Origin of the sequence: Psychroserpens damuponensis (assembly GCF_000826655.1) — a bacterium.
In the GTDB taxonomy this organism is placed as follows: domain Bacteria; phylum Bacteroidota; class Bacteroidia; order Flavobacteriales; family Flavobacteriaceae; genus Psychroserpens; species Psychroserpens damuponensis.
In genome coordinates, this window is sequence record NZ_JXJO01000016.1 from 194,098 (window position 1) to 208,569 (window position 14,472).

Sequence of the window (14,472 nt, forward strand, 5' to 3'; positions counted from 1 at the left end):
GAAACTAAAACGAATTTACGTTTATTAAAATACTGTATTTATAATATGCATAAATTCTTCTTTTCGCTCACGAGCAATAGGAATACTTTTATTATTACTCATAATCACTTGCAAACCATCTTTTTTGGTAATCTCATTCATGTACTTTAAATTGATAAGAAAGGAGCGATGAGGTTTATAGAATAATGATTTATTGCTTAGTTGTTCTGTAAAGTGTTTTAAAGTTTTACAAATTAATTCTGTTTTTCCATTTTGCAGGTGTACTTTGGTATATGCGCCATCGGCTTCAAAAAATAAAATGTCTTCATGAGATACAAACCTAATCCCTTTAGGAACTTCTAAAGCAATTTTATTTAACGCTAATTGCTCAAAATTACGCTCAAGCGTAATTAATTTATCTTTTATAAAATGTTCTTTAATTTGAGTTGATGCTTTTAATATAGCTGCTTTCATTTCTATAACGTCAATGGGTTTAAGTAAATAATCTATTGCTGATAATTTAAAAGCTTCAATAGCGTAATGACCATAAGCGGTTGTAAAAATGATTTGAAAATTAATGACTTCATTTTTAAAAAATTCTAAAATTTGTAAACCAGAATGGTTAGGCATTTCTATGTCTAAAAATACTAAGTTTGGTTGTTCTGCTTTTATAATTGCAACACCATCTACTAAGTTTTCGGCTTCAAATAAGGTGCTAATTTCGAGGCATTCTTCTTCTATAATTGTCCTTAAAATTCGTCTTGCACGTTTTTCATCATCTATAATTATGGCCTTCATATGTTTATTGTATTATTAGAGCGTTATGGTTATAGTTACTTTTGTACCTGCAACTTCAAACTTCTCGTTGACTAGATCATCAATGGTTAACGCTACTTTTTTATCTTGACTTCTATTGATTAAATGTATTCGTTTTTGGTTGGCTGTAGTAGCAAATGATTTATGGTTTTTTATACGTTGACTATTAATTTTTGCAGACGCTTCTCTACCAATCCCATTATCTGTTATTTCACAAACTAATATGTTTTGTAGCTGATCCTTATAAAAGAATAACTCCACTTTTTTGTTGTCCTTTTTGTGAAGTAACCCATGTTTTAAAGCGTTTTCTACATAAGGCTGAATAAAGAGAGAAGGCACATAAATAGTATCTAAGTTTAATAGTTTATCTACATTGATCTTAAAAAATAAATCATCATCAAACCGCTCTTTTTCTAGTTCTAAATAAAGGTTTAGGGCTTTTATTTCTTCTTTTAAAGACACCTCATTGGTTTGGCTATGCTCTAAATACGTTCGTATTAAACGTGAAAATTTCACGAGATATTGACGTGCTAATTTTTTCTCGTTTAAAATAATATAATCCTGAATTGAGTTAAGTGCATTAAATATAAAATGAGGATTCATTTGTGAACGCAAATTCTCTATTTGAGTAAAAACGAGTTCTTTACTTATATTTGCTTTTTCTAATTCTGTTTCTTGTTCCTTTTTTAAACGTTTGGTTTTTTTATCAAAGTAGAACCAAAATAGTAGTGAGGTTATAAATGCGCATAATGCATAAAACCAAAGTGTTTTGTAAAATAGAGAGGTGACATTTAAGTTAATTGAAATTGGGTTAGAGTATCTATCTTTAAATTTATTTTTAGCTTTTAATAAAAATTTAAATTTTCCTTTAGGCAATGAGTTAAATTTAACAAAGTTGCTATTGTTTTCAATTTTAATATAATTTGTATTATAACCTTCTAATTTATAGGCATATTCTACAAATTCATGAGTTTGGAAACCATTGGTGTTAAATTCAATTTTAATCTCACTTTGATCCTGCTTAATTGTATAAGAAGACTGTAATAATGTGTCTTTTTCTTCAATAGATATAGAAGTGAAATAAGGTTTTAATTCGTTTTGTTTTTTTTGAATTTTAGTAGAGTTAAAACTAAACAAACCTAAATTAGAACCAAATAAAACCGTGTTATCGATAACTTTTAAAGTATTTATATTGCCTGACGCTAAGCCATCTTGTTTTGTAATATTTTGGGTTTTACCAGTTTTGTAATTATAGCTTTGTATGCCTTTATCTGTAGCAACCCAAATTGTATTGTTTTTGAATTGAATGGCATTAATAATTTGAGATTGTAACCCGTTTTTATTATTAAAACTAAAAATCTTTTTATTGTTTTTAAATCCTAAAACGCCATTATTGTGTGTGGCTATACAAACGAAGCCATCATCATTTATGGCAACTTCAGAGCCTAAAACAGGTTGACCATTATTTAAGATGTCTTGAGTTTTATGAGTTGTCAAATTGTGAGCTCTAAACCCATCTATGTAGCTTATATATGCTGTGTTTGAGTTTTTATGGTAAACAGAGGCATAACTTCTAACATTTAGAATAGGAAATATGGTGTCTTTTTTTTCATTATATATAGATGCGCTAAACGGCAAGCTAAGGAGGTAATTATCTTTGTCAATAACTGAAATTGATTTTGAATAAAATTGATAAACAGGCCTTTGTTTTTGAGTTGCAACATCAAAAATAGATGACGATGAACGACTGCAAGTAAGTAGTTTTTGAGATACAGGGTTATAAGCGATATTAAAAACTTCGTTGGTATTATTAATTGGTAGCGTTTCTATATTATGTTTTGATATTTTAGAGATTTGACCATTTCTACTCGCTGCAAAAAAGGCTAATGAGTCTATTATAGCAATATCACTAATATCTTTTTTATTGTTTTTATAAATGGCATTGTAGGTTTTTAATTCTTGATTAGGTGTAACAAATATGCCGTCGTTAATAGTAGTAAACCAGTAGTTGTCATTACTGTCAATAAATAAATCTGTAATAAAGTTTTCTGGATATAAAGTGTTTATGTGTTCAAATTTGTTTTTAGTTATTTTTCCAATATGAATCCCTTTATTTGTTAATACCCAAAGGTTGTTGTCAATTACATAAACGTGGTTTATATCAACATTTTGTAACTTACTAGGTATGGTTTTGACTACCTTACTATCAGTATTAATTTTAAAAAGTTCAGGTTTGTTTTCTATTATATTTTGTTTAAAAAAATATAAGTCGTTTTCATATTTAAAAAACTTAGACTCACCTCTGTCTTTTAGGCTTTGTATTTTCGACTTAGTAATTTGTTTTTTATAGGTAAGATCTAGAGCGTTAAATTGATAAATAACATTGTTTATACTTTCATAAAATAGACCTTGAGAAGAATCAATATTACTAAAAGAATTGCCAGAATTTAAATTATCGATAAAAATAGTTTCCTCCTTAGTTTCTAGGTTTACGGCAAGACCATGATTTAAATTGTTTATGATTAAATTATTTTCAAAAATTAGAAACTCAGTGAGCGTTTTGATGGTTTCAAAGTCTTTAAACAGTAGGAGTTCATTGTTTTCTACATAAAAAAATTGACCTGCTAAATTATTGCACCACAATCTGCCTTTTGTGTCAAATTTAAGTCCAAAAAGAGATCTTCCTTTTTTTAACGGATGCGTAAAAAGCTCATATTTATTACCATCATAACGATACAATCCTTTATCTGCAGCAAGCCATATAAACCCATCTTTATCTTCAGTAATATCATAAAATTCAATATCAGGCAAGCCGTCCTTTTCTGTTAAGTGTATACTAACAGGTTGCTGCGCAGGTAAAATGGAAGCCGAAATTAATATTAAGAGTATGAGTAATTTTTTCAATCGTAAACGTTACAAATTAGGTGATATGTAAAGCTATTAAAATAAGAATAGGTGTTTAGGTTTTTTTAATAAAATGCTTATTTCTTTTTATGAATGGTAAAGGTTTTAAAAAAAGCCTTTATAAAAGTCCATGAAAAAAGCGATAGCATAATACTAAGTTCTTCTTTAAACGAAGATTCTTCATCTAAAAACCTAAACATGGTTTGCACTGAGTTTTTGGAGTAGAAATTTTCAAAAATCCACTCGCCTTTATGATTGTCATCTTTGAGAACTTTAAGAAATATGGTATCGTAAAATTTATATTTTCTTCGGAAAAGTTGCTGTGACGGAATTTTATTGGCTTTTAAATTCTCTATAATTAATGCTACTTTTTTCTCGGTATGTTTAAAGGAATAGCCTGTAGAACCTTTTACCCAACCGCCTCCTGTGCCTATTTTGGTAATTTTACTGGTGTTACATTTTGAGAAATTGTAATTGGTCATTGGTATTTGACCAGCTTCGGTTTCTATGATAGAGTAGGAGTTAATATTTAGATACTCTTTAATGTAGGATTTAATAAATGTATCATAAGTAGATTGTTCAACTGTGTTAGCTGTAAAATAAGTAAATTCGACTAAAGCTTCTCGTTTTGAAAATGGCAATACGTAGGTAAATGTGGTTTGGTTTCCATCTTTTAGACGGTAATCCATCATAGTGATTTCGTTGTCATCAAAAACGTCAGATTCTGTTTTGATTACCCAACCTTTAAAATGTTGAATAATAGAAATGCTATTATCATTTTCCGAAGTAAAATCTTTAGGTATTCTACTATCAAAAACATGAGAAGCTGTGTAGGTGGCTTTGTTGGTTGTAACTATAACATCGTTTTTCTCGATAACAGAGGTGACGTTTTCTAAAATGAATGTGACAGTCTCTTTTTGATTGAGTTGTGCTTTAGCTTGGGTATAAAAATCTATAGCACGTATGGTTTTATAGGTATATGGTTTGAGGTTTAAGTTGGTTGTTCTTTTGTTGGTAATAATAGTAGCTTTGCTCCAAGATTTATAGGTTATTCCATGCCATGCTGAAGGTTTTTCGTCCCAAAAACTCCAAGTTTTGTCATTTTCAGACTTATCAGATGGATCTATTAAGGCTATTGTTTTCTGGTCAAAGCACGTTTCCGAAGTTAGTTTTAATGCTAATTGGAGTCCTGCTAATCCATTTCCTATAATGATAAAATCGAAATGGGAAGGCGATGTCATAAATGAATGAAGCTACTTATTTTTTGAAATATTTGAAAGGTACGAAAAGCATCCCAAAACATTCACCTTTGTCTTTACCAAGGTGTTTATGATGCATTTTGTGTGCTCGTCTTACACCTTTGGCGTACCAATTATTGGCATTTCGAAACATTTTAAAACGTTGGTGAATAAAAATGTCATGAACAATAAAATAGGTTGCACCATATGCCATAATGCCAAGAGCAATGGGCAGGCAATACCAAACGTTTTCATAACTCCATAGGTAAAAACATGTCATGCTTACAATGGCATAAAATATAAAAAAGGCATCATTACGCTCAAACCAACTGTTGTGATCTTTGTGATGATGGTCTTTGTGTAAACTCCATAAAAATCCATGCATGACATATTTGTGCGTAAACCAAGCCATGAACTCCATAGTGCTAAAAACACTTAAGAAAATTAAAATCCAGTATATCGTGTGCATGTGATTACATTAAGTTTAATTGATATTTAACATAGCTTCTTGTGAGTAATTCAAATTTTTTATAATTGGCAACTCTAATTCTAGTTGATTTGATATCTAAAGCTGGTGTTTTCTTTAATTTTTTAAGCAACTGACTGTAATATCTATAGGCTACAAAAACTCCAAATTTAGCTTCTATTGGTAAACGTTTAATGCCTTCAAACCCTTTAGCGAAATCATTTTCTATATCTGTGATGATGGCTTGTTTTGAAACTTCATCTAAATGGTTGAGATCTGTATTTGGGAAATAGGTACGACTCAAGTCTTCAAAGTCGGCTTTGAGATCTCTTAAAAAGTTTACTTTTTGAAAGGCTGAGCCTAAACTCATGGCAGAATCCTTGAGAGATTCATATTTTTCTTGATCTCCTTTTACAAATACTTTTAAACACATTAGGCCTACAACATCTGCAGATCCATAAATATAAGCGTTGTATTCTTCATTGGTTAGATAGGTGTTTTTATGTAAATCTGTTCGCATGCTTTTCATAAAGGCATCAACTAGATGTTTGTCTATATTATGTCTGTGATAGGTTTCTTGAAATGAATTTAAAATAGGGTTTAAGCTAATTTTTTGTTCTAATGCAAGTTCTAGATCGTTAGCAAAATTATTAAATAGTACTTGTTTGTCATAATCATGAAAAGAATCTACAATTTCATCTGCAAACCTTACAAAGCCATAGATGTTATAAATATCTTGTCGTATTGTGTTAGACAACATTTTTGTTGCAAGAGAAAACGAAGTGCTATAAGACTTTGTGACGGTCTTGCTACATGCGTGTGAAACAGAATCAAAGATTGATTTCATATTAGTTGCTGTGGTGTTTTTTAATGAGTTCTGCTACCAATTTCCCCGAAATTAGAGATGGTGGAACTCCTGGTCCTGGAACCGTTAGTTGTCCTGTGAAATATAAATTGTTTACTTTTTTGCTTTTTAATTTAGGTCTTAAAAATGCCGTTTGTAATAGTGTATTTGCCATTCCGTAAGCGTTTCCTTTATACGAGTTGTAATCATTTATAAAATCATTAACGCAAAAGGACTCTTTAAATATAATATTATTTTTTACGTTTTGTGATGTTAAGTTTTCAAATCTATCTATAATTTTATCAAAATATTTTGATCTTAATGCTGTTGAGTCTTCTAAACCTGGAGCTAAAGGAATTAAGAATATACCAGCTTCTTTACCATCTGGTGCAGAACTTTCATCTGTAATTGATGGAAAACTTGCATAAAATAGAGGGTTATCTGGCCATTTGGGATCATCATAAATAGCTTTTGCATGCACGTCAAAATCTACATCAAAAAATAAGGTATGATGGTTTACGTTTTTAAGTTTTTTATCAAAGCCTACATAAAATAAGAGGGAAGAAGGCGCGAATGTTTTTTTCTCCCAATAGTTTTTAGAATATTGTACATACTGAGCATCTAATAATGTTTCGGTATGATGGTAATCTGCTCCACTCAATATGATATCGCTTTTATGTTCAACACCATTAGCTATAAGAGATGTTGCTTTGCCATTATTTACGATAATTTTATCTATTGGGTTTTCTGTAAGGATGTTTACACCTAAACTTTTGGCTAGAGTTTCCATGGCAAGAACAACTTGATACATTCCTTTTTTAGGGTGAAATGTGCCAATGCCAAAATCGGCATAATTCATAAAACTATAGAATGAAGGTGTATTGTCTGGTTTTGCACCAAGAAACAACACTGGGAATTCTAGAATCATAGCTAATCTATCATTCTTAAATTCTTTTCTTACATCTTTTTTAATGGTACTAAAAAACTGACCAATCTTTTTAATGGTTACGGGAGTTACGAGCTCAAAAGGAGATACTCCTGGTCTATAAACTAGGTCTTTTATAGCGACATCGTAGTTGTTTTGGGCGTTTTCAATAAATGCCATTAATTTTTTAGAACTCCCTGGCTCTTCATGTTCAAAAGCAATGCAGATTTTCTCTAAAGTATCCTCAATGGTAATGTAGTCCTCTTTTCCGAAGTAAACAGAATATGCAGGATTAAGTTTCTCTAAGGTATAATAATCTTCTGGTGTTTTATTAAAGTCTGCAAAAAAACGTTCAAAAACATCAGGCATCCAGTACCATGTAGGACCAATATCGAAGGTAAAGCCTTCTTTTTTTAGTTGTCTAGCACGACCACCAATAGTTTTGTTTTTTTCAAAAATAGTGACGTTGTAACCGTCACGTGCAAGGTAACAAGACGCAGCTAGTGCAGAAAACCCAGAACCAATTATAGAAATGTGTGTATTCATTGTTTAACAAATTTAGTAAAAAGTTAAACAAAAGTAACTTTTACTCAGTTTTTTTATATTTTTTTAACTAAATCTTCAATTGAGTTGAAGGCTGTTATTTGTTTTGGGAGTAAACTTTTATCGAACTCATTTATCATTTTACCGAGTACCCAAAGCTTGACAGATTTTTTTATTAGTATTTTTTCTGAAAACTCAATTAGATAATCTTCTAAAACTTCTTTATCAGGTTTAACTGTAAAGTAAGATATAAAGGTAATATTCTCATAATGACTGAGTAAATCATTTAGGCTGTTAATAGGTACGCTTTGACCTAAAAAAATAGTCGTGTGCCCATTTGCAATGAGTTGATAGTTAATTAGCATAAGACCTAGCTCGTGTACTTCATTGTCGGGTAGGTACAATACAAAAACACTGTTAGTTGTTGCTTGATTTTGAGATTGTAATTTTTCGGTATTAATTAAAATCTTTTGTCTAATTAAAGAGGTTAAAAAATGTTCGTGAGCTGGTGTGATGGTATCGGTTTGCCATAGTAAGCCAATTTCGGTAAGTAAAGGGATAAAATCTTGATAGAACATCTCTATAATTGACTTCTCTTTTAATAGACTTTCATAGGTGTCATAAAACAGTTTTTGGTCAAAATTGAGCATTGAAAGTTTAAAGGTGTCAATGGCATGATTATTTGTGCAATCACTTTGAGCTACCTCTTTAACTAAATTTGGTATTTGATTTGAGTCAAGTGAGGCAATCTTTGATATTTTGTAGCCATTATTATTTAGATAGCTAATGTTTAAAAGCTTTTGTAGATTGTCTGTACTATAGGTTCTAATGTTTGTATCTGTGCGTTCGGGTTGAAGTAAATTATAACGTTTTTCCCAAATTCTAATAGTATGGGCTTTTATGCCTGTAAGATTTTCTAAATCTTTAATACTAAAGGAGTTTTTAATGTTGTTCATTTTTAGTTTAAAAAGGTTAAACAAAAATAGTGTTTTTTTTGGGATTGATTTACGTTTTTAAAATTTAAACCTTAGTAAATCGATTATGAGATTTAGTTAATAAACGAGAGACTATTTTTAATTTACTTCTGAATTGAGTTATTAAAGGAAGGTATTTTAGGGTAGTCTTTTGAATATTGAGAAATAACTATATCTAAGTCTAAGAATGCTACATTCTAAGAGAAGATTTTTTGTGAGTTATAAGTCATTTTAGACTGAAAAGAATAAGTGCGCACGAGAAGACTCGAACTTCCACGGACTAATGTCCACCAACCCCTCAAGCTGGCGCGTCTACCAATTCCGCCACGTGCGCATTATTTTCAATAAAGGTAAAAAAAAAGTTAAGCAAATGCTTAACTTTTTTCTTGTTGTGACCAGTCTGGGGCTCGAACCCAGGACCCTCTCCTTAAAAGGGAGATGCTCTGCCAACTGAGCTAACTAGTCAATAAGTTTCTCTAACGAGGCTGCAAATATAAAACGATTAATCAATAAACCAAACCTATTTTTAATTTTTTTTTTGTTTTTTTGTTCAAACATTAATTTTCGTTTTAGTAATCAATTTATAAACATAATATGACGCTTTTTTTAATTGGGTATATGGGATCGGGTAAGTCGGTAATTGGCAATAATTTAGCTGAAATTTTAAGTTATAATTATATTGATTTAGATGATTATATTGAAGAAAAAGAACAAACTTCGATAAAAAAAATTTTTGAGAGCAAAGGGGAAATTTATTTTAGAAAAATTGAAAATCGCTACCTAAAAGAACTTACAAACTTAAATAAAACAGTAATTTCATTGGGAGGAGGAACTCCATGCTATGGAAATAACATGACTTTAATTTTAGAGTCTAATAATGCCTTAAGTATTTATTTAAAAGCATCTATTCCTACATTGTCAGATAGATTGTTTGAAGAAAAAGATAAAAGACCATTAATATCACATATAGACACTAAGAATGCGCTAAACGAATTTATAGGAAAGCACATCTTTGAAAGAGCTCCTTATTACGAACAGTCAAGCATTACAATTAAAACTGATGGTTTAAAAATAAATGAGGTCGTAGATGATTTAATTTTAAAATTATTTTAGAAAAGCTTGATACACTTTGCTTGTTAAATCTACCACTACATGTTCGTGTAATGATGTGGATAGTGAAATTCCTTTAAAATCGGCTTTAACAGGATATTTTTTATGATTTCTGTTAACCAATACCGCAGTTTTAAATTGCTTTAATGGTACATCTAAAAAATGTTTTACACCATAAATAAGAGTACCACCAGAATTAAGAACATCATCAATTAAAACTATTGATTTATTTGAGTATTCACTTGTTGTTAAGGATGTTTTTATTGAATCTAACGGATTTTTTTTGTCAATAGTAACCTTGCATAAAACGGGATTAACATCAGAAATGTTTTCTAAAACTTTCTTCAGTTTTTTAGCAAGTATAAAACCATTAGCTTCGATACCAGCAAGAATAATTTCATTCTCATCAATATTACATTCATAAATTTGATAAGCAATTCGTTTTATTTTGTGCTGTATTTCTTGATGATCTAAAATGATATTTTTAGTAATACTCATAGGTAATTTCGGTTTCATCAAATATAAAAAAGAGTTTGCTTAATTATACTTTAAATTTTATATATCTTCTTCTGGAGAATCATAAAAATCATCAATATCTCTCCTGTCTTTTTTAGTAGGTCTACCTGCTCCTTTTTTTCTATAATAATCTTTAGAATATTTGAGCAAATCTTTAGCATCAAAGGCTTCTTTAGGAGTAACATCGGTAACATATAAATTTACAATTTTAGCACCTACGCGACTTTCGGGTAAATCATTGACAATTAATTGGTAATTAATTTGATCTTTTCTAAAATCAATTTTATCAGTTGCATAAACATCTCTGCTAGGCTTTACAACTTGACCATTAACCTTTACATGCCCTTTTTTACAAGCATTTGTTGCAATACTCCTTGTTTTGCAATATCTAGTACACCAAAGATATTTATCTATACGCATATTAAAACTGTGAAATTGACGTTAATTGTATTGTGCAAAAGTATTATATTATTGTATCTTGCGCGTTAAAAATAAGCAATATTGAACACTTCAAATTTTATTTGAATTAAAGAAAAATTTATCACTATGAATTCTAAATATATAACAATTTTTATTGTCATTATGGTTGCTACATTTGCAGCCTGTACGCCAGATGATACTGATGTAGTTATCGTTCCGGCTCGTGATAGAGGAGAGCAACAAATTGTTGATAGCGATTCTCTTATCGAGTATTTGCAAACACATTACTATAACAAATCATTTTTTAGTGACTCTTCTATGAATTACACTAAAGATGATATTATTATCTCTGATTCTGCTACAGATAGCGAAGGTAATCCTAATGAATTATTGGTGAATGATGTTGTGATGTATACAGCTACATTCCAGAGTCAGGATTATGAATATTATGTATTAGATTTAAATCCAGCATTATTTGAAGGAGATGGAGGGCCTAAGCCTAATTTTTCAGATGATGTAAGCATTAGTTATACTGGATTTGCACAAGATGGTGATGTATTTGATAGTACAGTAAATCCAACTACTTTAGATTTAACACAGGTAATTCCTGGTTGGAGAGATGTGTTGCAAGATTTCAAAACTGCAGAAAATGGACCAACCATTAATGAAGATGGAACAATAAGTTATGATAATTATGGCTTAGGTGTTATGTTTTTACCTTCAGGTTTAGCATACTTTAATGCTCCTCCACCTTCAATTCCAACGTACGCTAACTTGGTCTTTAAATTTGAACTATATGCTTCAAATCCTAATGATCATGATAACGATGGTGTTTTTACACATTTAGAAGATCTTGACGTAAATGAAAACATTACAGATGACGATACCGATGGTGATGAGATTCCTAATTATTTAGATATTGACGATGATAATGATGGTGTCTTAACTATTAATGAAGATTTAGATAACGATGGTGATCCAACAAACGATGATTCTAATAATGATGGTATTCCAAACTATTTAGATGAAAACTCTACAGCGTCTAATCAGGATGAAGAAAGTTAATTCATTTCGTTTATAAAGTAAAACAAAAAAAAGACGCTTAAAGCGTCTTTTTTTTTGTTTTAAACAATTTCGTGATCATTACAGTTTAAATGACAAGCTCAAAATTAATTGATCTGGTCTTGTATCAATTCTACTTACAATACCAGTGCCCAAATTATTTTCAATAAAAGTACCTTCATTTTCGCTAAAACCTCGCTCGTATCTTAAGTCAATACCAAATTTATTGAGGTTTAATCCAATTCCAAAGTTTAAACCTACAGAAAATTCATCTTCAACATCGTCAATATTTATACCATCAAATTCGGTATCAAGAATATATTGTAACGAGGGTCCAGCAAACACACTTAAAGGGCCAATTACTTTTATACCTACTAATAGAGGAGCATCAATTTTTTTCATTGTAAACTCATCACTATCATAGTCACTTTTTGTGCTCGTGTAAACCAATTCTGGTCTAAAATATAATTTGTCACCAATTTTTCCAAAAACACCAACATGGTAACCAACATTGCGTTCTGGGTTTCTTGCATTTTCACCAATAGATTCAAAATAATCACCATTGGCATTGTAATTAAGTCCACCTTTAATACCAAATGAACTTCCGTTTTGTGCTTGCGCACTCAAACAAAACAACGTTAATAATAACGTACTAATAACTAATTTTTGCATAATATTCGTTTTTTGAGATTTGGATGTATAGTATCAAAAACGTTGCCAAATGAAAATTATTTCTTTTTTTTTCTGAAATTTGCCAGATCACCCAAATGTCTCTAAACAAAAAAATCTAGCCGATTAGAGCTAGATTTTAAAGTTATAATTCAATTAGAACTTATTTTCTTTTGATGACCTTTTCCGAAGCATTTATAATAGCTTTTGCATTTAAACCATACTTATCCATAAGTTGATCAGATGTTCCAGATTCACCAAAGGTATCTTGTGTACCTACAAATTCTTGAGGAGCAGGTTTGTGTTGTGATAACACTCTAGCAACACTTTCTCCTAAACCACCAATTACATTATGCTCTTCGGCAGAAACCACACATCCTGTTTTAGCAACCGACTCTAAAATTGCTTTATCATCTAAAGGTTTTATAGTGTGAATGTTTATGACTTCGGCAGAAATGCCTTTTTCATGTAATGATTTTGCAGCTTCAAGAGCTTCCCAAACTAAATGTCCAGTGGCTAAGATAGTAACATCAGTACCTTCGGTAAGTTGTACTGCTTTACCAATTTCAAAGTTTTGATCTTCGGGAGTGAAGTTAGGTACTTTCGGTCTTCCAAAACGTAAATAAGCAGGACCGTCATGTTTAGCTAAAGCAATAGTTGCAGCTTTAGTTTGATTGTAATCACATGTATTAATTACGGTCATTTCTGGTAGCATTTTCATCAAACCAATATCTTCAAGAATTTGATGAGTTGCTCCATCTTCGCCAAGCGTTAATCCTGCGTGAGAAGCACAAATTTTTACATTTTTACCAGAATAGGCTACACTTTGTCTTATTTGATCATAAACACGACCTGTAGAAAAGTTTGCAAATGTTCCTGTAAAAGGAATTTTTCCTCCAATAGTCATTCCTGCTGCTAGACCAATCATATTAGCCTCTGCAATTCCTACTTGAAAAAAACGTTCTGGATGATTGGCTTTAAAATCGTCCATTTTTAAAGAGCCAATTAAATCTGCGCAAAGTGCAACAACATTCTCATTGGTTTGTCCTAATTCTGTTAATCCTGCTCCAAAACCTGAGCGTGTATCTTTACTTCCTGTATTTGTATATGTCTTCATGTTGTATCTAGATTGTGATGGTTAGTAGTCTCCTAAAGTTTCAGCGTTTTGAGCTAATCCTTCGGCTAATTGTTCATCGTTAGGTGCTTTACCATGCCAAGCATGAGTGTGCATCATAAAATCTACACCATTACCCATTATTGTTTTTAGCAATACACAAACCGGTTTTCCTTTACCTGTTAATGATTTTGCTTTTGCCATTCCTTCTAAAACAGCAGTAATATCATTTCCGTTTTCTATGTCTACAACAGTCCAACCAAAAGCTTCAAATTTAGCTCTTATGTTTCCCATAGGTAAAACGACGTCTGTAGAACCATCAATTTGTTGACCGTTTAAGTCTATAGTTGAGATAATATTATCAACTTTATTTCCTGCAGCATACATGATGCCTTCCCAGTTTTGCCCTTCTTGTAACTCACCATCACCATGTAGGCTATATACTAAATGGTTATCACCATTTAACTTTTTACTTTGAGCAGCACCAAGTGCTACGCTAAAACCTTGCCCTAGTGAACCAGAAGCAATACGAACTCCAGGTAAACCATCGTGAGTTGTAGGGTGTCCTTGAAGTCTAGAATTAAGGAGTCTAAATGTGTTTAACTCATCAACAGGAAAATATCCTGATCTAGCTAAAACACTATAATATACTGGTGAGATATGACCATTAGATAAAAAGAAAAGGTCTTCACCAATTCCATCCATATCAAAAGTGTCGTTTCTATCCATTATATCTTGGTAGAGTGAAACAAAAAATTCGGCACATCCTAATGAACCTCCTGGATGTCCAGAATTTACTTTGTGAACCATTCGTAAAATATCTCTACGAACTTGTGTTGTTAAGTCTTGTAATTGTTGTGTGTTTGGCATATAAACAGTGTGAATATTTTAA

At 31.1% G+C, this 14,472-nt stretch carries 14 protein-coding genes and 2 tRNA genes; 2 read left to right on the forward strand and 14 right to left on the reverse strand.

Annotation, left to right across the window (positions count from 1 at the left end; translation table 11 throughout):
• Nucleotides 1–24 precede the first annotated feature (24 nt).
• The 9 genes from TD29_RS07720 to TD29_RS07760 all read right to left on the reverse strand — a co-directional run bounded on the left by TD29_RS07720 (nucleotide 25) and on the right by TD29_RS07760 (nucleotide 9,154).
• Nucleotides 25–777, reverse strand: coding sequence for a LytR/AlgR family response regulator transcription factor (locus tag TD29_RS07720; protein ID WP_040279906.1), 753 nt, complete (start codon nucleotides 775–777; stop codon nucleotides 25–27).
• A gap of 15 nt (nucleotides 778–792) precedes the next feature.
• Nucleotides 793–3,699 (reverse strand): sensor histidine kinase, encoded by a 2,907-nt coding sequence (locus tag TD29_RS17855; protein ID WP_052467024.1) that lies wholly within the window; start codon nucleotides 3,697–3,699, stop codon nucleotides 793–795.
• Nucleotides 3,700–3,776: 77 nt separating this feature from the next.
• Nucleotides 3,777–4,940, reverse strand: coding sequence for a lycopene cyclase family protein (locus TD29_RS07730; protein WP_040279907.1), 1,164 nt, complete (start codon nucleotides 4,938–4,940; stop codon nucleotides 3,777–3,779).
• A 16-nt stretch (nucleotides 4,941–4,956) separates the two neighbouring features.
• Entirely contained in the window at nucleotides 4,957–5,406 is a 450-nt protein-coding gene (locus tag TD29_RS07735; RefSeq protein ID WP_040279908.1) for a sterol desaturase family protein, read from the reverse strand.
• 4 nt (nucleotides 5,407–5,410) lie between these two features.
• Nucleotides 5,411–6,250 (reverse strand): phytoene/squalene synthase family protein, encoded by an 840-nt coding sequence (locus TD29_RS07740; protein WP_040279909.1) that lies wholly within the window; start codon nucleotides 6,248–6,250, stop codon nucleotides 5,411–5,413.
• A 1-nt stretch (nucleotide 6,251) separates the two neighbouring features.
• On the reverse strand, nucleotides 6,252–7,718 hold the full coding sequence (locus TD29_RS07745) for a phytoene desaturase family protein (protein WP_040279910.1): 1,467 nt from the start codon (nucleotides 7,716–7,718) through the stop codon (nucleotides 6,252–6,254).
• Nucleotides 7,719–7,771: 53 nt separating this feature from the next.
• Nucleotides 7,772–8,671, reverse strand: coding sequence for a MerR family transcriptional regulator (locus tag TD29_RS07750; RefSeq protein WP_040279911.1), 900 nt, complete (start codon nucleotides 8,669–8,671; stop codon nucleotides 7,772–7,774).
• A 268-nt stretch (nucleotides 8,672–8,939) separates the two neighbouring features.
• Nucleotides 8,940–9,023, reverse strand: a tRNA-Leu gene (locus TD29_RS07755).
• 58 nt (nucleotides 9,024–9,081) lie between these two features.
• Nucleotides 9,082–9,154 (reverse strand) — tRNA-Lys (locus TD29_RS07760).
• 129 nt (nucleotides 9,155–9,283) lie between these two features.
• Here TD29_RS07760 and TD29_RS07765 point away from each other — a divergent pair.
• On the forward strand, nucleotides 9,284–9,802 hold the full coding sequence (locus tag TD29_RS07765; protein ID WP_040279912.1) for a shikimate kinase: 519 nt from the start codon (nucleotides 9,284–9,286) through the stop codon (nucleotides 9,800–9,802).
• Here TD29_RS07765 and TD29_RS07770 read toward each other — a convergent pair.
• Both TD29_RS07770 and TD29_RS07775 read right to left on the reverse strand, forming a co-directional pair.
• Entirely contained in the window at nucleotides 9,794–10,297 is a 504-nt protein-coding gene (locus TD29_RS07770) for a phosphoribosyltransferase family protein (protein WP_040279913.1), read from the reverse strand. The two genes, TD29_RS07765 and TD29_RS07770, sit on opposite strands and share 9 nt — an antisense overlap.
• A gap of 57 nt (nucleotides 10,298–10,354) precedes the next feature.
• Nucleotides 10,355–10,735, reverse strand: a complete 381-nt coding sequence (locus TD29_RS07775; RefSeq protein ID WP_040279914.1) for an RNA-binding S4 domain-containing protein — start codon at nucleotides 10,733–10,735, stop codon at nucleotides 10,355–10,357.
• 126 nt (nucleotides 10,736–10,861) lie between these two features.
• On the opposite strand from TD29_RS07775, the gene TD29_RS07780 reads away from it, so the two are divergent.
• A complete protein-coding gene (locus tag TD29_RS07780) occupies nucleotides 10,862–11,800 on the forward strand; it encodes an FKBP-type peptidyl-prolyl cis-trans isomerase (protein ID WP_040279915.1) in 939 nt (312 codons plus the stop codon).
• A gap of 78 nt (nucleotides 11,801–11,878) precedes the next feature.
• On the opposite strand, the gene TD29_RS07785 is transcribed toward TD29_RS07780, so the two are convergent.
• The 3 genes from TD29_RS07785 to TD29_RS07795 all read right to left on the reverse strand — a co-directional run bounded on the left by TD29_RS07785 (nucleotide 11,879) and on the right by TD29_RS07795 (nucleotide 14,450).
• The gene (locus tag TD29_RS07785) at nucleotides 11,879–12,469 is read right to left on the reverse strand and encodes an outer membrane beta-barrel protein (RefSeq protein WP_040279916.1); all 591 of its coding nucleotides are present in this window, start codon (nucleotides 12,467–12,469) and stop codon (nucleotides 11,879–11,881) included.
• Between the two features lie 160 nt (nucleotides 12,470–12,629).
• Nucleotides 12,630–13,583, reverse strand: a complete 954-nt coding sequence (locus TD29_RS07790) for a transketolase family protein (RefSeq protein ID WP_040279917.1) — start codon at nucleotides 13,581–13,583, stop codon at nucleotides 12,630–12,632.
• A gap of 21 nt (nucleotides 13,584–13,604) precedes the next feature.
• Entirely contained in the window at nucleotides 13,605–14,450 is an 846-nt protein-coding gene (locus TD29_RS07795) for a transketolase (RefSeq protein ID WP_040279918.1), read from the reverse strand.
• Nucleotides 14,451–14,472 lie beyond the last annotated feature (22 nt).

Excerpts from the sequence above, each read along its gene's own strand:
- TD29_RS07735 (WP_040279908.1), bottom strand. The coding sequence starts at position 5,406 with ATGCACACGATATACTGGATTTTAATTTTCTTAAGTGTTTTTAGCACT.
- TD29_RS07775 (WP_040279914.1), bottom strand. The coding sequence starts at position 10,735 with ATGCGTATAGATAAATATCTTTGGTGTACTAGATATTGCAAAACAAGG.
- TD29_RS07750 (WP_040279911.1), bottom strand. The coding sequence starts at position 8,671 with ATGAACAACATTAAAAACTCCTTTAGTATTAAAGATTTAGAAAATCTT.
- TD29_RS07795 (WP_040279918.1), bottom strand. The coding sequence starts at position 14,450 with ATGCCAAACACACAACAATTACAAGACTTAACAACACAAGTTCGTAGA.
- TD29_RS07730 (WP_040279907.1), bottom strand. The coding sequence starts at position 4,940 with ATGACATCGCCTTCCCATTTCGATTTTATCATTATAGGAAATGGATTA.
- TD29_RS07785 (WP_040279916.1), bottom strand. The coding sequence starts at position 12,469 with ATGCAAAAATTAGTTATTAGTACGTTATTATTAACGTTGTTTTGTTTG.
- TD29_RS07790 (WP_040279917.1), bottom strand. The coding sequence starts at position 13,583 with ATGAAGACATATACAAATACAGGAAGTAAAGATACACGCTCAGGTTTT.
- TD29_RS07745 (WP_040279910.1), bottom strand. The coding sequence starts at position 7,718 with ATGAATACACACATTTCTATAATTGGTTCTGGGTTTTCTGCACTAGCT.
- TD29_RS07780 (WP_040279915.1), top strand. The coding sequence starts at position 10,862 with ATGAATTCTAAATATATAACAATTTTTATTGTCATTATGGTTGCTACA.
- TD29_RS07740 (WP_040279909.1), bottom strand. The coding sequence starts at position 6,250 with ATGAAATCAATCTTTGATTCTGTTTCACACGCATGTAGCAAGACCGTC.
- TD29_RS07720 (WP_040279906.1), bottom strand. The coding sequence starts at position 777 with ATGAAGGCCATAATTATAGATGATGAAAAACGTGCAAGACGAATTTTA.
- TD29_RS07765 (WP_040279912.1), top strand. The coding sequence starts at position 9,284 with ATGACGCTTTTTTTAATTGGGTATATGGGATCGGGTAAGTCGGTAATT.
- TD29_RS07770 (WP_040279913.1), bottom strand. The coding sequence starts at position 10,297 with ATGAGTATTACTAAAAATATCATTTTAGATCATCAAGAAATACAGCAC.